Source organism: Cytobacillus sp. FSL R5-0377, assembly GCF_038004385.1.
GTDB lineage: Bacteria > Bacillota > Bacilli > Bacillales > Cytobacillaceae > Cytobacillus.
Map to the genome: position 1 here is coordinate 74,528 of NZ_JBBORA010000001.1, position 21,107 is coordinate 95,634.

The following is a 21,107-nucleotide window of genomic DNA, read 5'->3' on the forward strand; positions in this document are numbered from 1 at the left end:
GTTCATTTCGATGACTTGTACATAATATTTGCCTGTTTTTTATTATTTTGCATTATTAAAAAAATTCTTATCCAAGACTTGCATGGTGTTCGTATTGTAGAGCATCGGATAAAATAGTCCTGCAGTAATTTAATGTTTAACATTCTCTTGATGTTCTAAGGCTTGGTCAAATTAATCATCTTTTAGGTTCATTATGAATTTTTGTTTCATTAAGATTGTATGAACATATAGTATAAAGAGTTTTAAATCAAAATAAAGCCGGTATTTTGTTACTTCAAATTGTAAAATTGAAAGGAGTTCTTGCATGAAAGGAGTTATTCTTGCTGGCGGTTCAGGTACCCGGCTGAAGCCGTTAACTCAAATAATGAATAAACACCTATTGCCTGTAGGTCGTTCTCCAATGATTTTTTGGCCAATACTAAAATTAAAGGAGGCTGGAATTAAAGAAATACTAATAGTTACAAATGACGAGCATCTTCATTCGTTCAAAAAAGTCTTGGGGAATGGGGAGGAGTTCAATGTAAATCTAAAATTCCAAACACAGGTAAATGAGGGAGGCGGAATTGCTGATGCCCTTATGTGTGCTCAAAATTTTATAAACGAGGAAAAGTTTGTTGTTATACTTGGTGATAATGTCTTTGAAGATTCATTAAGTCCCTACGTAACAGCATTTATTGCTCAGGACTCAGGTGCAAGGGTTCTTCTGAAAGAAGTAAAAGATCCGACTAGATATGGTGTTCCTCAAATTGATAGAGAAGGCCAAAGGATTTTGTCTATTATAGAAAAACCTAGTAATCCTCCTTCATCCTATTGTGTTACAGGGATATACATGTATGACAAAAGTGTATTTAATTATATAAATTCTATTAAACCATCAAATCGAAATGAGCTTGAAATCACTGATGTAAACAATTTATATATACAAAATGACCTGCTGCAATTTGATATTTTAAAAGGATGGTGGATTGATGCAGGTACACATGAATCTCTGTATCAAGCCAATCAATATTCATTTCAAAGTTTTAAAAAGGGTGGGGACCAATGAGCAAACACCTATTAATTACAGGCGGTGCAGGGTTTATCGGTTCTAATTTTATATCCCATATGCTTAATAACTCTAGCTATCACATTACAAACATCGATGCACTTACCTATGCTGGAAATTATGAAAATATAAAGCACTTGGAAAATTCAAATCGATACCGTTTTATTAAATGTGATATTAACAATGAAGCTGATCTCAAAGCAGTTTTTGATCAAAAATATGAGGCAATTATCAATTTTGCTGCTGAATCACATGTGGACCGCAGTATTCAGGACGCAACTCCATTTATCCAAACAAACATCAAGGGAACATTCAACTTACTCCAATCTGTATTATCAGGAAAAGCAAATAAAATGATTCAAATTTCCACAGACGAAGTATATGGGTCCCTTAAGCCATCAGATTCACCATTTACTGAAGAAAATCCCCTAGTGCCCAATAATCCTTATTCAGCAAGCAAAGCTTCTGCAGATCTGCTCGTCAGATCTTATTTCAAAACACATCAGCTTCCACTCATCATAACACGTTGCAGCAATAACTTCGGACCAATGCAGCATACCGAAAAATTTATTCCAAAAACGATCTTTAATGCAATTCAAAATAAATCAATTCCTTTATATGGAGATGGCATGAATATTCGTGACTGGATTTATGTAACCGATCATTGCCGTGCCGTTCAAATGGTTTTAGAAAAAGGTGTTCCAGGTCAAGTTTATAATATTGGCGGATCCGAGGAAAAAACCAATCGCGAAGTAATTGAAATTATTTTGAATTGTCTTGGTAAAAGTACAGATTTAATAGAAATGGTGGAAGATCGGCCAGGGCATGATAGAAGGTATGCAATGGATTCTTCTAAAATAACAAGAGAATTGGGATGGATTCCTCTCTTCACTTTTACTGAAGGGATTCAAAAAACAATAGATTGGTATAAGCGCCAAAATTAAAAAGGCTGGTGGTGGTATGAAGATTCTAATTACCGGAGCAGAAGGCCAATTGGGAAAACAACTGGTAAGGAAGTTATCGGAAACCCATTCAGTGATTCCTTATGGAAAAAAAGAATTAGACATTACCAATAAAAAAGAAGCTGAAACAAAAATTAATCAAACAAAGCCAGAGATTATCATCCACGCTGCTGCTTATACAGCAGTGGATCATTGTGAAAAAAATCAAAAGAAGGCTTTTGAAGTGAATGGAATAGGTGCTGGCAATATTGCACAGGCAGCCAGTCGAGTTGGTGCCCGTATGTTCTATATTAGTTCAGATTATGTTTTTGATGGTAATAAGCAATTGCCTTATACGGAAGAAGAGGAAACAAATCCACAATCCATTTATGGCTTAAGCAAGTGGCTGGGAGAAAAGATGGTACAGGATTATCATAATGGCACAATTATACGTACTTCTTGGCTTTACGGACATGACGGAAAGAATTTTGTAAAAACAATGATAGAGCTCGGTAAAAAAGGAAAGGAAATAAAGGTAGTTAATGATCAAATAGGATCTCCGACGTATGTAAATGACCTTGTTGAGACAATAGTACAGCTATTTGATAAAAAAAGTGGTACGTATCATATTAGTAACTCAGGATCTTGCAGCTGGTTTGAGTTTGCAAGGGCCATATTTATGGAGGCTGGATTTAACCCTGAAACAATTCAGCCAATCACTACAAAAGAATATGGTGCATTAGCACCTAGACCCTGCAGCTCCATTCTAGGACACACTGCATTATTAAAAGAGAATATACCTTCCCCTAGAAAGTGGGAGGATGCGTTAAAAGAATTTATACGGAAGGAGATTATTTTGTGATAGAAGGAGTAAAGGTAAAAAAGCTGGTAAAGTATTGTGATGACCGGGGCTTCTTTTCAGAACTCGTACGGGATGATGAGCCTCATCTTTTATCCAAATTTGGCCAAGCATCATGGTCAATGAGTTATCCTGGTGTAATTAAAGCATTCCATTATCACGAAAAGCAGGATGATTTGTGGTTTTTTCCTTCTGGGAATGCTCAAGTAGTGCTGTATGATCTTCGTAAGGACTCCAGTACTCATGGGAAAACGGATGTTTATTATATGGGTGAGGAAAATCCAATAATGCTGCTTATACCAAAAGGAGTTGCACATGGATATAGGGTTCTGGGTCAAAAACCTGCTACCATCATATATTTTACCACTGAATCCTACAATCCAAATGCACCAGACGAAAAACGATTAGCGTGGGATGACGCAGGCATTAATTTTAATTGGGAAACTAGTTTTAGATAGTTCAAAATAAAAATTAAAATCGCCATTCAAAGAGCATTTGATGGATAGACGTCAAATGCTTTTTGAACACTCATAAGATACTAACAAACAAATTTGACTAAATATAGGAATTAAATTGCTTTCCTAATTGGTTAATAATAATTGTTATTACTTTTATACTAAGAAGATTATATTTTAAATCTAATCTATATTAATTATTAATAATTAAAATTTTTAAGGTTCGTCCAATCACTATAAATCCTTTTGAATAGTCTGTATTAACGAAATAAGGAGGTTAATAAGGTGGTTTAAAGGAGGAGTGATTATGAATAACCTAACTGAAGAAGATAAATTAAAAACCCTTTCGATTATATTTGTAAAATCGGGATTAAAAGTAGGGACTTATTGGCCATTAGAAAATGGAATCTTGGAAAGTCTGAAAAAGACGGCGCAAAAAGTATATATAGCATTACCAAATCAAGATTTATCAAACCTCGTCAGAAAAGTGAAGCCAGACCTTGTTCTTGTTTTTAATGGATTTAAATTACCTATAATTGAAATAAAGGAATTAACAAAGAGTGGGGTAAAGACAGCAATTTGGATGACAGATGATCCTTACTACTCTAATATTACGAAAAGAATTGCCCCCTATTTTGATTTTGTTTTTACACAAGAAATTAATTGCCTTTCCTTTTATAAATCATTAGGTTGCAGGAACGTCCACTTTCTACCGCTTGCTGTGAATCCCAAAATATACCGCCCTAAAATTGTAGACTCTAAGTATCAAAAGGATATTCTATTTGTAGGTAATGCATTTGGGAATCGCATCGAATTTTTCGATAAGTTGTCACATTATTTGTCTAGTAAAAATGTTCTAATTTCTGGTCTGGGTTGGGACCGCCTTTCAAACTATCAACTGTTAAAGGACAAGATTAAAACAACTTGGCTGCATCCAAAAGAGGTTGTTAATTACTACAACGGATCAAAAATAATCATTAATATGCATCGTTCACATAACGATCAAAGCTTTAAAGCCAATAACAGCATGAATATACAGGCATTTTCTCCTAATCCGAGAACATTTGAGATATCTGCATGTAGAGCCTTTCAATTGACTGATATTCGGAAGGATTTAAGCAGCTTTTATACACCTGGATATGATATTGCCGTATACGAATCCCCTTCAGAACTTATTAAGAAAATAGAATATTATCTCACTCATGAAAAGGAAAGAATGAAGGTGGCGTCGCGAGCGTTTAAAAAAATTAGGAATGAACATACTTTTACACACAGAATCTCAAAATTATTTGATATAGTTTTTGCTTAAACAGTATTTTACCATAGTCGCGTGTTTAATAATTGGGCGTTTTCCGTATAAACTGCAACTTATGAGAGGAAAATATAATTGAGTAAAGTACTCTAGGTATACTGTCCAGTCATTTTTGTTTCAATTGAATTATATATCAGTAGAGTAATCATCCGAAAGGAGAGGACGTGAACGAAGTGGTGGTATCGATTAACTTCCTATTCGCTCATGCTAGGAAGTCAATGGATAAGGGAGGGATTTTGTTTGAACAAAAGCAAATTGTTTCTTGTGCTTTGCCTACATCGTTCTGGATCAAGCGCCACAGCCGGCGTGATGCATCATATGGGAATTCATATGGGCGACCATCTATTTGAACCTGATCAAGCTAACCCCAAGGGCTATTTTGAAAATAGTAAATTCGTTAATTTAAATAATTCTATCATGAAAGAGTGTGGTGGTGATGTTTTCAACCCGCCAGCTAGAGCAAGAATTTTGAGATACGTTTTTCCTGAAAAGGATGTTCAAAATTTTTTAAGTGCCCATGTTAAACCCATATGGGGATTAAAAGATCCCAGAACGGTCATTACCTTCGAAGTCTGGAATCCTATTTTTCTAAATATATCTGACATTACGTATATATTTGTGCATCGTGATTTAAATTCTTCCATTCGCTCTATGGCTAATCGGGACGGGATAAGTCTGGAAAAAGCAGAAAAAGTATTGAAACCTTACCTTATAAATTTTATTTTCTACCGTCATATGTTAGCTAAAAGAAAGTCTGATATCATTGATGTCCATTATGAACAACTATTAAAAAAACCGGATTTGTTTGTTAAGAACATCAATCAGAGAATAGGAAGAAAGCCGAATGAAAATTTAGAAAAAGTAAAATCCTTTTTGGATATCCACTTGAAGCATTTTTAATTAAAGTAGAAAAACATGTTCTTTTAGAAAACATTATCAAAGGACAATCCCTGAATTTGAAAAATGAGATAAATGATAGAGGAGTGAAAGAATGAAGATTATTGCTTTCTACTTGCCTCAATTCCATTGCATACCTGAAAACGATCGATGGTGGGGGAAAGGATTTACAGAATGGACTAATACACGAAAGGCTAAACCACTATTTTCTGGACATAATCAGCCAAGGGAGCCATATTTGAATAATTATTATGATTTAACTGATTCATCAGCTAGAAAATGGCAAGCGGAAATAGCAAGAAAATACGGGATATACGGTTTCTGTTATTATCATTACTGGTTTAAGGGAAAAAGGCTTTTGGAGAAACCTTTTAATGAAGTTCTTCAAACAGGCGAACCGGACTTTCCGTTTTGTCTTTCATGGGCAAATGAGGCTTGGACTCGCATTTGGGATGGTGGAAAAAACCATGTATTAATGCCTCAAACATACGGAAATAAAAAAGATTGGAAAGAACACTTCGATTATTTGTTAAAAGCTTTTTTGGATAAAAGGTACATTAGGATTAACAATAAGCCAATTTTTCTAATTTACCGACCGGAAAGTATCGATTGTTGTGAAGAGATGCTTTCGTTTTGGGACCAATTGGCAATTGAAGCAGGTTTAGACGGAATTTATTTTATAAAGACATTAAATGGTTTTTGGAATAAAGAACAAAAGGGTTTTCATGCATGTGTGGAATTTGAACCCATGTATACCTTACGCCATGATTATCCGAAAAACCCATCACTATTGGATCGTAGACCTTACCCCTTGGTAGATTATGATTATGTATGGCGTCGAATTATAAATAGAAAGCAATCTACGAAATATAATATACCAGTTATACCAGGATCATTTGTAGATTGGGATAATTCACCTAGATTAGGGAAAAAAGGACTAATATTTAAGGGTGTATCTCCGGAAAAATTCGGAAAATATCTACATTTGCAAATTCAAAGGACGAAATCCGTAAACAATAGTGATTTTTTGTTTATAAACGCCTGGAATGAGTGGGCGGAAGGTACTTATTTAGAACCCGATAAACGTAATAAATTTCGGTATTTGGAGGAAGTAAAGAAAGCACTGGATGATAGTTAGTGCTTAATAGATTAAATTGAATGTAAAAGCGTACTATTAGATGAATAGTATTAGCCCGAATACCATTTACAAGCGTAAGATAAAAGCATTGAGGGATGTGATTATATGAATAAAAACAAGAATAATTTGTTAATCTTTCTCCATATTCCTAAAACCGCAGGAACCTCTCTGCGTAAAATAGTAGAACGTCAGTATAGTCCAAATGAAATAGTGTCATTATACGGTTTTGATTCTTTGGAAAAACAGATAGGTAAATATACCAGTAATGATTTGCGAAGAAAAAAATGCGTTTTAGGACATTTTCAGTATGGTGTTCACTCTCATTTTTCTAGACCATGTAACTATGTTACTATGTTACGGGACCCGATCGATTCATTAATATCTCTATATTATTTTGTTCTTCAAAATCCTAACTTGCCGATGTATGAACAAGTTAAAAATAAGACATTTGAAGAGTTTATTAGTAATGAAAATGTTCATAATCGATTAACATGGTATTTAGCAGGTGAAGATTTACCTAATTTACAAAAGGCAAAAGAAAATCTAAAGGATTTTCAATTTGTAGGAGTTACTGAAATGTTTGATGAATCAGTTTTCTTAATGAAGGAAAAGTTAGGGTGGGGAAATGTTAACTATAAAAAGCTTAATGTCACTAAAAATCGTCCAAAAATTAAGGAAATTCCTAATGATGTAATAGAAAAAGTAATGGAAAAAAATCAAATGGATTTAGAACTATATCAATACGTTAAGAATTCATTAAAGAATGAGATTAACGCCTTAGGGCATGAATCAACTAAGGCTTTAAAAGCTTTTAAAACTTCAATGCAAAAGCGTTGATATAGGGAGATTACAATATTCGTCCGTAAACTAATAGTAAAGTTACAATAAGGATTAAAGTTTTTGATATTTTTAAAAAATACAAAAAATGAATAAATACACAAAGAGATAGTGGAGGGATTGAGATTGAAAATAATAGCCTTCTACCTACCCCAATTTCATCAAATTCCAGAAAATGATAAGTGGTGGGGAAAAGGATTTACAGAATGGACAAATACACGGAAAGCTAAACCGTTATTCCCAGGTCATTACCAACCAAGAGAACCATTTCAGAATAATTATTATAATTTAACAGATCCAAAAGCGAGAAAATGGCAGGCGGAAATTGCAAAAAAATACGGCATATATGGATTTTGCTACTATCATTATTGGTTTAAAGGAAAAATGCTGCTAGAGAGGCCTTTTAAAGAGGTTCTCAAGACCGGAGAACCGGATTTTCCATTCTGTCTCTCATGGGCTAATGAACCATGGACTAGGAGATGGGATGGATTGGATCATCACGTATTGATGCCTCAAGACTATGGTAGTAAAGAAGATTGGAAACAGCATTTTGATTATTTATTACCGGCTTTTCTGGACCGCAGATATATACGTGTCAATGGTAAACCTTTATTTATTATTTATCGACCAGGTCACATTCCTTTTTGCGAGGAAATGCTAAAATACTGGGATAACTTAGCCAAGCAAAATGGTTTAAAAGGGATTTTTTTTGTCGAGACATTAAATAGTTTTCCTAATTCCAATGTAAAAGGATTTCATGCAAGGGTTGAGTTTGAACCTCTTTACACAACCTATCACGGAGAATGTCAAAATTTATCGAAAACAGTTGGTGGGTTTCAGGGAGATCGTCATGTAAAGGATTATGATCGAGTCTGGTCATGTATCCTGAGAAGAAAACCTGATAAAAACAAAAAAACATTTCCAGGTGCTTTTGTTGACTGGGACAATACAGCCCGAAAAGGGGATGAGGCTGGAATTTTTGCCGGTGCTAGTCCAGAAAAATTTTCGAAATATTTAACCCGGCAAATTCATAGAGCTGTATCCCTTTATAAAAGTGACTTTCTTTTTATTAATGCATGGAATGAGTGGGCAGAAGGTGCATACTTGGAACCGGATAAGAAGTACGGATTTCAATATTTGAAAGCCTTAAAAAAAGCGCTGAGGAATAATGGTTTTAAATAATGCATTATATGATGACTTATGAAGTTTTTTATGGAGGGAATATTAGTGGATAACCATGAGAATCGGTTATTAATTTTTGTCCATATCCTCAAAACAGGGGGAACCACTCTTGAGAAGATACTCCAAGGACAATATAATAATATCTTTTTAACAAACAGAACGGGTAAAATGTACACACAAGAATCTATAAAGCAATTATTTTCAGAAAATATGAAAAAAAATCTAAATTGTGTATCTGGTCACTTTCCTTTTGGGATCCATCAACTTTTTCCACGGCCATTTACTTACATGACTATATTGCGAGAGCCAATTGATAGGGTAATATCTCTTTATTTTTTTATTCTTAACAATCCTAGGCATTCTATGCACCGAATTATAAAAAATATGAGTTTTAAGGATTTCATATTTAATAATAGATATAAACACCTATATGTTAATCATCAAACTTTTTGGGTTTCTGGTGGAAAAGAGCCTGACTTAAGCAAAGCAAAAGAGAATCTGGAACAGTACTTTTCAATAGTTGGAATAACAGAGTTATTTAATGAATCTATTTTTATAATGAAGGAAACCCTAGGATGGTCAAACCTTGTTGTTGATTATAAGAGGTATAATGTTAATAATAATCGACCTTCTAAGAAACAAATACCAAAAGAATTAATAGAAAAGCTCGTATCGGATAACCGATTAGATTTGGAATTGTACGATTATGCTAAAAAATTGCTGCAAAAAAAAATTGAAAATTTGGAACCGCATCAAAAAAAGGAACTCCAGGTCTTTAAGACAAAAAATGGCAATGTATAACTGGCTCGAATCTAAGCTCTTGGATTATCAAATGATGTATTAAGTTTTTTCAAATATAAAAAGCCCCGATTGGTTCAATGTTTATAAAAATGTTTTATCGTTCTCAATGTCCTCAAATTATCAATTAAGTTTAAATTTTATCCTCAACTTTTTCGATCTATAGATTTTTTTCTCCTTCACAACATAATTTTAATATTTTTATCTGTGAATTTAAATTTTTGTTGGTAACAAAGTTAAGCAGGTAAAATTATTAATTAAAACAATCTTTAAAATAAATCCTGTGGTCCTTAGGCAAGACAGAGGAACAAAGTAGTTGTGAATTGACTATGGTATTTACTCGTAAGTTGTTTTTGGCAAGTAAGGACTGTATGATATTGATTTAAAAACCTAAGCCGGAGGGATCATTGAGTTGTGGAATAAATATTACCGTTTATACCTTACAGATTAGAATGTCCTGAGGGAGAGCCATCAAAATCAATTGGCGGCATGTGGAAAGAAATTGGTGAATTGCAGTTGAAGTTTATGAAAGAGCAGGGATTGCAGCCTAACGAGATGCTAAAAATTGGGTGCGGCAGTTTACGTGGAGGAATTTTCTTTATCAAGTATTTAAATAAAGGAAAGTACACTGGACTCGATCTTAATTCTTCTTTATAGAAGCCGGAAAAAAATTGAAATTAAAAAGGCTGGGTTAATGTCAAAGAAACCAACGTTATTAGTAAACGACAGCATTCAATTTAATTTGTTAACAAGAAATTCGACTACGCAATTGCCCAGTCGGTGTTTGCACATCTTCCAGCAGTGTGAATGAAAGGTGCTTGATTAACATTGGACATGTCCTTAAACCTGGAGGGAAGTTTTATGCAATCTTTTTCGAGACGGAAAGCAAGTTTCAAGTTGACCGGTGAACCAGGTGAATTCAGGTGGTATTGTCACAAATATTGACAGTAACCCGTACCATTACCATATTTCCTTGTTTAAATATTTAATTGAAGGCAGTTCATTGCAGATGGACTATATCGGAGATTGGGGGCATCCTCGAAATCAAAAAATGATGAGGTTTAGCAATTTATGAATTCTAAATTTTTTTAAGAAAAGACATGAATATGTGAATTAGAATTTAAGGAAACAAAATTCCTTGGATTTCCTTTTAATCTAGGTACTTATCAATGATGTTATTGGTGACTGATCTGTGCTAAAGATTTGTAAAAATCTATCAAAAAAAATAATAAACAGGAAAAGCATGTACAAAAGCACAAACTATATACAAGCTTATTCATAAAATATTAATAGAAAGTGAGGTGTTCCTATGTGTCTTTGTAAAAAAGTAAATAAATATTATTTAGGAAGTGATCCGAATTACGGAAAAGCGGTTAAACTCACAGCAAACAATTATAAAATGCCTGTGGTGAAGGGGACAAAAGCTGGTTACTCTACAAAAAAATATGTTAACGGAAAGCTTCAGACTTATTAAGTGACCTATGAAGAGTCCAGCGAGAATCAGTGCGAATAAAAGGCGGTGAGACTATGTGCTTTTGCCATGAAGTTAATAAAAAGATTTCCTCCAATGCATCGTATCAAGGCAGAAAAATGCCATCTGCCAAAAGAATCATTAATGTAAAGTCTTCAAATGGCATCCTGAAACCATTACAGCCTAACTACAAAATTAAAAAATAATGAAACACCGAACCTCTTAAAAGAGAGCTAAGTCCATCAATTAGTGAATAAATTAATTGTATCGGCAATTTATTTAGCTATTCAGCAGTAAGGGAGGTGTATTATTTGTTGGTCGTAGATCAAATCTTTGCAGAAGTCATAAAGGGAAAATTCCCCAGAAGAAAAAACAGAGGAATAACTCCTCAACCATCTTTAAGGCAAACCAAAGCCCTATTGAAGAAAACCAGCTCAGAAAATGATATAAGCCAGGTGAAAAAATTGTCTACAGCCACCAAAAATAAACCTAACCTTAAAATAAGCTGTATTTTAACAAGCTATAATCGCCCTCAAAGAGTCCGTGAGGCCATTGCAAGTGTTCAGCAGCAAACTTATTCTAATTGGGAGCTCATTATTGTTGATGACAATTCAAATGCAAAAACTCAAAATGTGCTAAAGGAAATTGCTGATAAAGATCCGAGGATCACATTAATTCAGACAGGAGTACGTCAAGTGGATCGACCCAAAACAACCAGATATGCAACTTGCATTAATTTGGCACTCGAAAGGATCACGGGAGATTTAGTAACCTATTTAACGGATGATGATATATACTATCCAACCCGATTCGAGAAAATGGCAATGGCGTTTCATATGAATCCCAAAATTCATGTCTTATATGGCAGACAAAAAGTCATTGTGTATACGGGGAATAGGATTACAAGGACTTTTATACGCCCCTTGGTTGGAGTTACACGGTATCCAATGGGAAGGGTTGACCACAATTCTTTTATGCACAGGAGAGCTTGTTTAGAGGTAGTGAAAGGGTGGGATGACCACCCTGACAATTGGAAGGCCGGTGACGCAGCTTTTTTTAAAAAGCTTGTAAGGCATTGGGATTTTTATCCCATAAATGTATTAACTGATGAACATCGGGTACATGACAAAGGGGTTCAGAGAAAACTGCATCGCGGAACAAAACCATGGAATAGTGAAGATGCGGAGTAGGTTAATTGCCAATGATAAATTGATGGTTTAATACTGAAAGTAATTCTATCTATTATCATTGGAACTTACTCAGCATGTCTTCCATCCTTTTTTCAAATGTGTGCTCTTTTAGGACACGCTTAGAGGCGAGTTCCGAAATTTCCTGGCGCTTTTCTTCAAGTTTAATATAATAATTAATTTTTTGAAGCAGTTCTTCTTCCTTTTTAAATGATACGATTTCCTTGTCTTCGATAAAGTGGATTGGCAAATCTTCTTTGTACTCTATTAACTGAAAAGCCCCGCAAGCAGCTACATCAAAGGTTCTATTATTTATGCTATTGCCTTTAATGCCAATCCGATTTTTGTTTTGATGTAAGTTGTAAGGCCTGTGCGTATTTAATACAATTTTTGCTCCGTTATAATACTGAGCCGCAATCGATGGTTCCACCCAAATATCATGAATTCTCAATCTGGGATGATTTTGCAGCCGGATTAATTTATTTCTCCATTTGCCAATTACCTTAATTTTATAAGGTGTTTTTTGGAGAAGATCCTGAACCAGCTTTACCCTATCGGGATATGGATAACCCAGGAGACATATATCGCTTATAAAAGCTGGTCCCGCGTGAATAGGCTTGAATATCTCTGTAGAAGTACCTAATGGCAGGTGGAAGGTTTGCTGGTGACCTTTTTGAATATAGTATTCTTTGGCTGCCGTATCGATCGTAAATATATAATCATAATGAGGTATTAGCACTTCCGTTTTGTCCATGTAATAAGGGTCTTCCGTAAGCCAGACTGCCGTCTTAATCTTTTGAACCTTTAGCCATTGGATTAATTTTAAAGGGACCTTAAAGCCAAGAAGGACAATGACAATGTCTGGTTTAAACTGATTTACCGTGGTTTTTAGCTTTCCAATGCCAGTTAGGGGATCAAATTGTTTAACAGTGGTCACCTTTTGAAGCTCTCTCATAATCCATTGTTCGAAAAATTTATATATCCCTGTATAACCTGATGAAATAAATAATATTCTCATAGCATTCACCTAAAAATTAATCGAGATGCTGTTTAAGGCACTGATTCCATCTTTTTGTTCATCACAATAAAAAAAACCTTCCACAAGAACGAATCTATCTTTTTTCTTAGAAGAAACCTGCAGCTCATAACCAAAATTTAAATTTGTTCCTTGCTCAAGCGCCTTGGATTTACTTGGCTTTAACCAATGTTCACCGCTCGATAATGCTTTTTCCTTCCAGTCATCATCTATATATACCCAGGCTTCTGTATTTGAACCATCAATCATGAGAGCGGTATGATTTACTGAACCGATTTTTCCGCCAAGCCGCACATTTTCAGAAGGCTTCGTCCTCAGGCAAATAAGGGGATTATTTAATGCAGCTGTACCGATATTGCTTATATTCAGGTTTCCAACTGCCATAATATCCTCTTCATCCTCCTCCTTTTCAGGAAGCATAATGGAATAACTGAACCAGGCGATACTTTTAACAATTTCAGGTTCCTTCTTTTTCCAAAACAAGGTATCACTCCTATTCCATTACAAAATGTTTTCTTTATACTTTATGACTTAAAGCAAGGGTAAATGTTAGTGTTTCTGAAGGTAAGAGCTAAGTAAAAATATAAAATTTTATCAAACAGCGCCTTTAAATGTAAAAAAAGAGGAGCGGGCACTCCTCTTAGATCTAATTTTAATGAACTATTAAGCTGGTGATGGTCCAGGACCAGGGAAAACAGTCGGGCACTGAGGCGGGAATGCAAGCGGCGGACAAACGAATGGCATGTCAGGACGCGGCTGGCAGAACTCAGCAGTAATTTCAAGTTTTACCAATGCTTCCATCTGTACGTTTTGGCATAGGTTAATGGAAACATCAAGCTGCTGGAACTCGAATTCACCAGGTGTTGCTGTAGCGCGGCAGATCAAGTTAGCATCGCACTCAAAGTCTGTGATTTCACATTGCAGGAATGTTCCTGGAGGTGCACATAAGAAGAATTTCTCAGATACAGCCCAAGGAATAGGTCCAGTTGTACAAGACAAACCATTTGGATTCGTTACACGTACAACGACAAACCCTTTCTTCAGAACTTTTACCTTTTGCAAAGTAACTGTTGATCCATCAGGCAACTGGAACTGTCCGCTCGCACGGCCATCTGGCTGAGGAATTTCCTGGCATAGAATGGATCCAGGTGCTAAGGGATCAACAGGTGTACCGTTTTCATCTGTTGCAAAGCACTCTACTGTGTAGTTCCCCCCTAGAACTGCACATGGATCAGTATCTGGCGTAACACCGCCATTTTCACAGTCAAACTCAATTGTGCCAGCTGCTAAATCACTAGCATTAAAGGCAAGTAGTGGAACATCTACTTGGCGGGTTACCCAGTCATATACTTTATTTACTTTTATACATAAGGTCTCCTGTCCGCCGTTAATTGACTTAAAATCCATTAACTGATCATCCTCTCACTTTATTGTATTAGGGTTAAACCTACTTGTATGTTATGCTGCTTCTCCTGCTATGTGTATGGGCTTTTGCGTAAATTCAGCCATCATTTCTGATTGCCCAAACCAGAAAGTATAAGTCCAATAAACCTTTAACCCACTTTTAATATATTCCGATTGCGAAGCAGTGTGCTCACAATAGTTAACCGGGTCAAGCCTAAAATAATTGAACCGTTATTTCCTATGGTTTGGACGATAATCCAAGCCATCAATAATAAGATGAATACTATATTTTGTACTGGAATTTTTGGAGGGCAAAGATGTGAGCAGACATTACATGAAGGTAATTCCGTATCGGAATATATGTGCGGCTAAAGACTTTAAGGATTTTAAACTAGGAATATTACCGGAGAATACTCTATATCATTTAAGTGATTCAGAAAGGACTCAAATCGTTCCACCCGTGCGGCCTTTTCCAGGTATAAGCTTGCCGGATGAATGTGTCACACAGGAATTTTATGTTGCAAGTCTTAGAAATACTTTATGCATAAGAAACCAAACTATTATCCACAACAGAAGATTCATCCTTCCTGATAGCTTCAGACATTACGATTTTAATGCCTCAACTAACCATCTAACCTATAATCAGAGATTAAATCGATTTTCACTGAAGATAAATATCGGAAGTGTTAAGCACCAGAAAGGTGATTGTATTTTTTTAAGCGGAGAAAAAAGCGGCTTCGGCCATTTTTTATTAGAGGTTATCTCCCGATTATGGATTACTCAGTATATTGATGTTAAAAAGGTAAAATTCATTATGAATCCAGAAGATCGAACGGGCTGGAAGCTTGATCTTCTTAAACCATTCGGAATTAGCACGAATCAAATTGTATATCTGGATAATCCAATCGTATGTGAAAGACTTCATATACCAGTTCAGTCCTTTTGTTTGAGAAAATACACCTCATCTTTTGCCTATAAAACTTGGAAAACAATCGGTGACTACTATGATAGGGGGACAGGGCCTGAAAAGATTTATGTCTCCAGATTAAAGTTGAAAAATCAGAGGAGAGTCTTGCTGAATGAGAAAGCTGTTGAAAGGATTTTTTCTTTAAACGGCTACAAAATTATACATCCTCAGGAACTAAAAATTTCAGAGCAAATCAATTTATTCCGCAATGCAAAAGTCATAGCAGGCACTTCAGGGTCAGGAATGTATAACAGTGTCTTTCAGCAAAATCATCCCAAAGTTCTAATCCTTGCTTCTAATTCATTTTTTAAAATGAGTGATATATTGGTGAATACATCAACTGGCGGCAAGCTGCATTATTTTGTCGGTCAATCAGCAGAGGTAAATTCTCCTGGCAATAAAGCAAACTGGATACTGAACACAGAGCATTTGCACCATTTTATAAAAACATTTTGACCAAATGCTGTAATGAATAATAATGAATTACGGGGGATGAAAAGGTGATAATATTTATCCACATACCAAAAACAGCTGGTACCTCCATGAGGAAAATAATAGAAAAGCAGTATACTATTCGTCAAATCCGTTCATTTTATGCTGGATATGAGGACGCTTATAACAAGCTAAAGGGAACACCTAACTCGAGACTCTCTTCAGTTAAGTGGGTACAGGGCCATTTTCAATTTGGCCTTCATGAAGTTTTACCGCAGCCTGCTCAGTATATCGCAATGCTCCGTCATCCTGTAGACCGTGTCATTTCCTTTTATTACTTTCTAAGGGAAAGCCCTCGGCACCCTTTAAATAAAAAAGCTATGTCGTTAACTTTAAAGGAGTTTATTATGTGTGAGGATAGCGATATTCAAAGCCAAATATATAATTTACAAACGAAAATGATTTCCGGTGATGGTACTCCATCATTAGAAAAAGCTAAAAAAAATATAGAACAACACTTTTTGATGGTTGGAATAACGGAACGTTTCAATGAGTCCATGGCTGTTATGAGAAAGAAACTTGGATGGAATGTCCCTTATAATTATAAGCACAATGTAACTAAAAGACGCCCGAAAATGGAGCAGGTTCCAGCAGAAATCAGAAAACTGATCGAACAGAAAAATGAAATTGACTTTCAGTTGTATGAGTACGGAAAAGCGTTATTACAGAAAGAAATAAATTCTTTGAAATGATTGGGCGAAAATGGGGCCCAAAGCGAAAAATAATGAAAAGGCTAACTCGAATGATCGATGTAATCGAAACTTTGAGTTAGCTTTTTTTATGCCTGCAAATGCGAATAAATTTATTCCGTACTGAAGAGGCTTGTTTGAATTGGCATTAATTGATTCTTGGATAATTTACCTATTCTTCTTGAATACATATATGTTAGAAACAAGTTTTTTATTTGTATAGCCATCCAGCCAAAGTTTGTCTTAGATAAATTTATTGGTTCTGCATTATTACACGTTTTTAGCTGAAAGGCATAAACTAGTAGATAAAGGAATGGGTATCTGCCTAAAGGAGAGGAAAAAGATGCTAAGAAGGAGCAGAGTTGAAAGACTGACTTATGTTCAGCTGCAGCAGAAAGTAATACATCTTGAATCGGAGCTTTCATACTTCCGGGCTAATCATGATGGAGCTGTCCAAAATTATATTGAGCAATTAAACCAAGTGAAATATGAAAATGATGTTCTGAAGAGGGATATGCAGAGACTTATTAAAGAAAATGAGCGGCTCATGCAAAGTGAACTCAATCCAAAATTGATTTCCAAACAGGAAAGGGAGAGAACTGCAAAACACTTAGAAGAGAAAAAACAGCTGGAAAAAGAAATCAGCAGCCTGAAAGAAAAGATATCGTACCTTAATGAAGACATAAAGGATCAGGATCAGCAATTTGAGGAACTCCAAGCATTTCTCGAAGCTAAAACGGCAGCTCTGGAGGAAGCGGAAGCAGAAAAGAAACATAATTATCAGGAGCTCATAACCATGAGAGAAAATGTTAATGAGCTGAAATTGCTGTTAAGCGAGCATGAGAAAAACAAAGACGAATCAAAAACGAGAGAAAATCAATTAGCATCACAGCTAAAGAAGGCTACTGAAGAGAAAAAGCAATTATTACAAAACATCCAGTCAGCTGAAAAAGATTACGAATCCATCAAAGCGGCTCTGGCAAAAAAGACGACTGAACTGGAACAGCTGGAGAACAAACATAAACAAATACAGCAGCGAAATCAAACTGCCGAACTAACGCATCAGCAATTGGAGAAGGAACTCGCTGATAAAACAGAACAGCTGGAGCTCTTGGTGAAGGAACATAAACACTTAAAACAGCAGACCCAAACTGCTGAACAAAATCAGCAGGACCTGGAGAAGGAACTTGCTGATAAAACGGCACAGCTCCAACTCTTGGAGAAAGAACATAAACACTTAAAGCAGCATATCAAAACTGATGAACAGAACAATCAGGAACTAGAGAAGGAACTCGCTGATAAAACGGCACAGCTCCAACTCTTGGAGGAGGAGCATGAACAATTAAAGCAGCAGATCCAGACTTCAGAACTGGCCCATCAGAACCTGGAGAAGGAACTTGCTGATAAAACAGCACAGCTCCAACTCTTGGAGAAAGAACTTCAACATTTACAGCAGCACATCCAGACTGCTGAACAGTCCCAGCAGGAGCTGAAGCAGGAACTTACTGATAAAACTTCACAGCTGCAACTCTTGGAAGAAGAACATAAACACCTAAAGCAGCAGATCCAAACCGCTGAACATACCCATCAGGAACTTCAGAAGGACCTCGCTGATAAAACGGCACAGCTGAAGCAACTGGAGGAGAACCAAAAAGACTTACTCCAGCAAAACCGAAAATTAGAGAAGGAATTTGCTAATAAAGCATTAGAATTGGAAAAATTACGCGAGGAAAAAATTGAAGATAAGGCAATAATTGAATCTCTACAAAATGAATTGCAGCCAATTGGCCAGAAGCTGAAAGAGGCTGAACAGAAAATCAGCATTCTTAAAGCAAAAGCAAGTGAAATGGAAACAGAGAATCAGCATTATCACAGTGAATTGTCAGAGGCAACTCAAAAAAGGCTCCAGGCTGAGGAAAATGCCAAAGATTTGGAGGAGCAAATTAAGAAATTATCAGATGAAGCAGCAGCAAAAATCAAAGAAAACGAAAAAATGGGCCAAGAATTACGGGATTTACTCCAAAATCAGGAACAATTAAAACAAACAAACGTATCTTATCTACAAAAGATAACCCAATTGGAGTCTGAAAAAAATAATTCAGTAGAGTCAGTCAGTCATCTTAAGTCAGAAGTAGAAGCTTTTAAGGCAGAATTAAAACAAAAAGAGAAAGAAAAGCTGGAAGTGCTTAACCGTCTGGAAGAACGCGAGAGTGAATTGGGCAAGTTAAAAGAAGAGACCAGCAGTTTTGAAAAAGAAAAAATCGATCTTCTAGAAAAGCTTGCTAAACTGGAAAAGGAAAATGCTGAATTTAATGAGAATTTCTCAGTCCTTTCTTCTCATCGCAAGTCAGACGAAAAACGCATGGATTTAATTACATCAAATTTAAACCAGGTATTTACAGAAATGAAACAATTAGTACGGATGACTTCCTCATTAAAACACCAATTGGAATCAAAGAATATAGAGCTTAATCAAATTAAAAAGGAGAAGGGTGTGCTTATGGAGGAGCTAGTAAAGATTAAGGAAGACTATGAGAAGTCAGAAGCAAGAAAGGATGAGTTGGAGAATCAGATTGAGATAATGAGAACCGAGCTGCAAAAGGCTCAAACTTCACTCACACGTCTGGAACAATTTGAATCTGAAAAACTCAGACTTAAAGAAGATCTTGAGACAAAAATAGAGGAGTTTAATTCATTAACGGATCACTATAAACGTGAAAAAGATTCTTATCTTCAGGTCCTCGAGCATGTTCAGGATCAGGTAAATGTATATAAAGAAAAATCTGACCAGTTTGATGCAGAAAAAGGTTCCTGGTCCAAACAAATTGACGAGTTAAAAAGTGAGCTTAAGAGAACAAAAGCAACTGTTGAAAAAATGGAAGAGCTTGAAAAGATGAATGCCCAGCTGGCTTCAGAATTACAGGCGAAGGACATTGAAATCTATAAGGTTAAAAAAGATAGCGAACGTGCCCTGCACCAGCAATTAGAACAGTTCAAAGCAGATATGAAGCAGTATCAGGATAAAATCTCACAATATGAAAAGGACAGGGAAATCTGGGAAAAACAAATGAAGCAAATGAAGGCTCAATTTACTGCATTGGAATCAAGCCTTGAGGAAAAGGAGAACTTTATTAAACAGTATATCAAGCAGCCGCTATCACCATATAACACTTCATTACTTCAAAATACTTCCGATCAAAGTTCACCCCAAGAGGAACAGCAGGTACAAAACCAGCCGCAGGAAAACCAATACCAGGCTGGACAGCAGCAAAGCCAGCAACCCTCCGGATTTTTCCAAAGAATGCTGTCTCAGCAGCAAGGAGGCAGCGCACGTCCCCAAAGCTTTCAGGGGCAATACCATCCCAGTCAAGGGCAATTTCAGCAGGTCCCAAAACAAACTGCCGCACCAGCAATGGACTTTTTCACATTGCGGAACAAAACGACACAGCAAGCCCATCCAGGGAACGGGAACCAATGGAAAGAGGATTAGCGAAAAGTACATGAAAAATGAAGATATTTTGATTAAGAAAAAGATTTATGAAGATATGATAAGCTATTGCAGCAGCAAATTACCGTATGAAGCCTGCGGCCTGCTCTCAGGGGCACATGGCCGATGTACAGCTATGTGGAAAATAAAGAATGAATCTCAAAAATTGAACCGGTTTATGATGTCCTCTGAATCCATCAAAGATGCCGTTCAGGAAATGGAACAATTGAGTGAAGATCTAACTGGAATTTTCCACTCACATCCTAATTCACCAGCCGTTCCATCAACACACGATATTAATAATAATTCCTACCCTGAAATACCTTATTTTATTGTTTCCTTTTATAGAGGAAAAACAGAAGTTAAAGTCTATAAAATAGAAGGAAAGAAGTACTATCCGCTAAATCTAAAAATTATTGATTCGTCCACTTAACCCGGTACCGATTAGGCGCCGGTTATTCTTTTTAGCTATTTAGCCATTGAGGCAGGAAATTACCATTTTTCGGACTGTATATATTTTTTAAGCTGCTGAAAAACTGATATGGTCTTTTCTGCTGAAAATACCAACTTAATATCTATGTTTATCAGCATCATTTACTGCAAGCAGACTTACCGGGCATCCGCCTGGCCTGGTCCAGTTAAATTGGGTATTCGCCTGAACACGTTGCAGCTAAATGTCTCATAGGATATATTGTGGTGGATTTATTTGTTAGGAGGAATTCATTTGTATAAAAAACGGGAGATGCCAAAGAGTTATCAAACAGGTAATCCACAGATAAAAGAAGATAAAATTTACATGGGTAATTCAATAAAGGGAGCGGGCTATAAGAAAAAAAGATCTGGAAATGGAGACTGCGGCTGCGGATCGAATGTAAAGAAATTACGCGCTAAGAAGGCATAAGAATTTTGC

Annotated in this window: 19 protein-coding genes; 16 read left to right on the plus strand and 3 right to left on the minus strand. The window is 36.0% G+C overall.

Translation table 11 applies throughout. The annotated features are described in order from the left end of the window. Window positions 1-304 precede the first annotated feature (304 nt). The 11 genes from NSQ49_RS00370 (at window position 305) to NSQ49_RS00420 (ending at window position 12,125) form a co-directional block, all read left to right on the plus strand. Window positions 305-1,045 carry a sugar phosphate nucleotidyltransferase gene (locus tag NSQ49_RS00370; RefSeq protein WP_159866476.1) on the plus strand — a complete coding sequence of 247 codons (741 nt, stop codon included), beginning with the start codon at window positions 305-307 and terminating at the stop codon, window positions 1,043-1,045. Next, entirely contained in the window at window positions 1,042-1,989 is a 948-nt protein-coding gene (gene rfbB / locus NSQ49_RS00375; RefSeq protein ID WP_159866479.1) for a dTDP-glucose 4,6-dehydratase, read from the plus strand. Before NSQ49_RS00370 ends, rfbB begins: the two co-directional genes overlap by 4 nt. A 16-nt stretch (window positions 1,990-2,005) precedes the next feature. Beyond that, window positions 2,006-2,848: a dTDP-4-dehydrorhamnose reductase gene (gene rfbD, locus NSQ49_RS00380; protein WP_159866482.1), complete on the plus strand. Its 843-nt coding sequence runs from the start codon at window positions 2,006-2,008 to the stop codon at window positions 2,846-2,848. Continuing rightward, window positions 2,845-3,303 (plus strand): dTDP-4-dehydrorhamnose 3,5-epimerase family protein, encoded by a 459-nt coding sequence (locus tag NSQ49_RS00385; RefSeq protein ID WP_159866485.1) that lies wholly within the window; start codon window positions 2,845-2,847, stop codon window positions 3,301-3,303. The genes rfbD and NSQ49_RS00385 overlap by 4 nt, the downstream gene beginning before the upstream one ends. A gap of 304 nt (window positions 3,304-3,607) precedes the next feature. Then, window positions 3,608-4,609, plus strand: coding sequence for a CgeB family protein (locus tag NSQ49_RS00390; protein WP_159866488.1), 1,002 nt, complete (start codon window positions 3,608-3,610; stop codon window positions 4,607-4,609). 243 nt (window positions 4,610-4,852) lie between these two features. Beyond that, window positions 4,853-5,512 carry a sulfotransferase family protein gene (locus tag NSQ49_RS00395; RefSeq protein ID WP_236566238.1) on the plus strand — a complete coding sequence of 220 codons (660 nt, stop codon included), beginning with the start codon at window positions 4,853-4,855 and terminating at the stop codon, window positions 5,510-5,512. 91 nt (window positions 5,513-5,603) lie between these two features. Further along, a complete protein-coding gene (locus NSQ49_RS00400) occupies window positions 5,604-6,647 on the plus strand; it encodes a glycosyltransferase WbsX family protein (protein WP_159866494.1) in 1,044 nt (347 codons plus the stop codon). A 105-nt stretch (window positions 6,648-6,752) separates the two neighbouring features. Then, window positions 6,753-7,484, plus strand: coding sequence for a sulfotransferase family 2 domain-containing protein (locus NSQ49_RS00405; protein ID WP_159866497.1), 732 nt, complete (start codon window positions 6,753-6,755; stop codon window positions 7,482-7,484). Window positions 7,485-7,610: 126 nt separating this feature from the next. Continuing rightward, the gene (locus NSQ49_RS00410; RefSeq protein ID WP_159866500.1) at window positions 7,611-8,666 is read left to right on the plus strand and encodes a glycosyltransferase WbsX family protein; all 1,056 of its coding nucleotides are present in this window, start codon (window positions 7,611-7,613) and stop codon (window positions 8,664-8,666) included. A gap of 45 nt (window positions 8,667-8,711) precedes the next feature. Further along, entirely contained in the window at window positions 8,712-9,467 is a 756-nt protein-coding gene (locus NSQ49_RS00415) for a sulfotransferase family 2 domain-containing protein (RefSeq protein WP_159866503.1), read from the plus strand. A 1,779-nt stretch (window positions 9,468-11,246) separates the two neighbouring features. Next, the gene (locus NSQ49_RS00420; protein WP_251282988.1) at window positions 11,247-12,125 is read left to right on the plus strand and encodes a glycosyltransferase family 2 protein; all 879 of its coding nucleotides are present in this window, start codon (window positions 11,247-11,249) and stop codon (window positions 12,123-12,125) included. Window positions 12,126-12,180: 55 nt separating this feature from the next. Here the strand turns inward: NSQ49_RS00420 and NSQ49_RS00425 are convergent, their stop codons facing one another. The 3 genes from NSQ49_RS00425 to NSQ49_RS00435 form a co-directional block, all read right to left on the minus strand. Beyond that, window positions 12,181-13,140 (minus strand): CgeB family protein, encoded by a 960-nt coding sequence (locus NSQ49_RS00425; protein ID WP_159866509.1) that lies wholly within the window; start codon window positions 13,138-13,140, stop codon window positions 12,181-12,183. 9 nt (window positions 13,141-13,149) lie between these two features. After that, on the minus strand, window positions 13,150-13,641 hold the full coding sequence (locus tag NSQ49_RS00430; RefSeq protein WP_251282989.1) for a hypothetical protein: 492 nt from the start codon (window positions 13,639-13,641) through the stop codon (window positions 13,150-13,152). 180 nt (window positions 13,642-13,821) lie between these two features. Then, window positions 13,822-14,565, minus strand: coding sequence for a hypothetical protein (locus NSQ49_RS00435; RefSeq protein WP_159866515.1), 744 nt, complete (start codon window positions 14,563-14,565; stop codon window positions 13,822-13,824). A gap of 316 nt (window positions 14,566-14,881) precedes the next feature. Between NSQ49_RS00435 and NSQ49_RS00440 the strand changes: the two genes are divergently transcribed. From NSQ49_RS00440 to NSQ49_RS00460, 5 genes are all read left to right on the plus strand, one after another. Beyond that, window positions 14,882-15,985: a glycosyltransferase family 61 protein gene (locus NSQ49_RS00440; RefSeq protein ID WP_251282990.1), complete on the plus strand. Its 1,104-nt coding sequence runs from the start codon at window positions 14,882-14,884 to the stop codon at window positions 15,983-15,985. A 44-nt stretch (window positions 15,986-16,029) separates the two neighbouring features. Further along, window positions 16,030-16,713, plus strand: a complete 684-nt coding sequence (locus tag NSQ49_RS00445) for a sulfotransferase family 2 domain-containing protein (protein WP_311315880.1) — start codon at window positions 16,030-16,032, stop codon at window positions 16,711-16,713. Between the two features lie 340 nt (window positions 16,714-17,053). Continuing rightward, the gene (locus tag NSQ49_RS00450) at window positions 17,054-20,200 is read left to right on the plus strand and encodes a hypothetical protein (protein WP_251282992.1); all 3,147 of its coding nucleotides are present in this window, start codon (window positions 17,054-17,056) and stop codon (window positions 20,198-20,200) included. Window positions 20,201-20,210: 10 nt separating this feature from the next. Continuing rightward, window positions 20,211-20,630, plus strand: a complete 420-nt coding sequence (locus tag NSQ49_RS00455; protein ID WP_251282993.1) for a Mov34/MPN/PAD-1 family protein — start codon at window positions 20,211-20,213, stop codon at window positions 20,628-20,630. A 291-nt stretch (window positions 20,631-20,921) separates the two neighbouring features. After that, window positions 20,922-21,098: a hypothetical protein gene (locus NSQ49_RS00460; RefSeq protein WP_159866530.1), complete on the plus strand. Its 177-nt coding sequence runs from the start codon at window positions 20,922-20,924 to the stop codon at window positions 21,096-21,098. The last annotated feature ends 9 nt before the right edge of the window (window positions 21,099-21,107 follow it).

What these genes read in the sequence shown, in the direction of transcription:
- NSQ49_RS00370 (WP_159866476.1), top strand. Translation starts at nt 305, where the DNA reads ATGAAAGGAGTTATTCTTGCTGGCGGTTCAGGTACCCGGCTGAAGCCG.
- rfbB (WP_159866479.1), top strand. Translation starts at nt 1,042, where the DNA reads ATGAGCAAACACCTATTAATTACAGGCGGTGCAGGGTTTATCGGTTCT.
- rfbD (WP_159866482.1), top strand. Translation starts at nt 2,006, where the DNA reads ATGAAGATTCTAATTACCGGAGCAGAAGGCCAATTGGGAAAACAACTG.
- NSQ49_RS00390 (WP_159866488.1), top strand. Translation starts at nt 3,608, where the DNA reads ATGAATAACCTAACTGAAGAAGATAAATTAAAAACCCTTTCGATTATA.
- NSQ49_RS00400 (WP_159866494.1), top strand. Translation starts at nt 5,604, where the DNA reads ATGAAGATTATTGCTTTCTACTTGCCTCAATTCCATTGCATACCTGAA.
- NSQ49_RS00405 (WP_159866497.1), top strand. Translation starts at nt 6,753, where the DNA reads ATGAATAAAAACAAGAATAATTTGTTAATCTTTCTCCATATTCCTAAA.
- NSQ49_RS00425 (WP_159866509.1), bottom strand. Translation starts at nt 13,140, where the DNA reads ATGAGAATATTATTTATTTCATCAGGTTATACAGGGATATATAAATTT.
- NSQ49_RS00435 (WP_159866515.1), bottom strand. Translation starts at nt 14,565, where the DNA reads ATGGATTTTAAGTCAATTAACGGCGGACAGGAGACCTTATGTATAAAA.
- NSQ49_RS00450 (WP_251282992.1), top strand. Translation starts at nt 17,054, where the DNA reads ATGCTAAGAAGGAGCAGAGTTGAAAGACTGACTTATGTTCAGCTGCAG.
- NSQ49_RS00455 (WP_251282993.1), top strand. Translation starts at nt 20,211, where the DNA reads ATGAAAAATGAAGATATTTTGATTAAGAAAAAGATTTATGAAGATATG.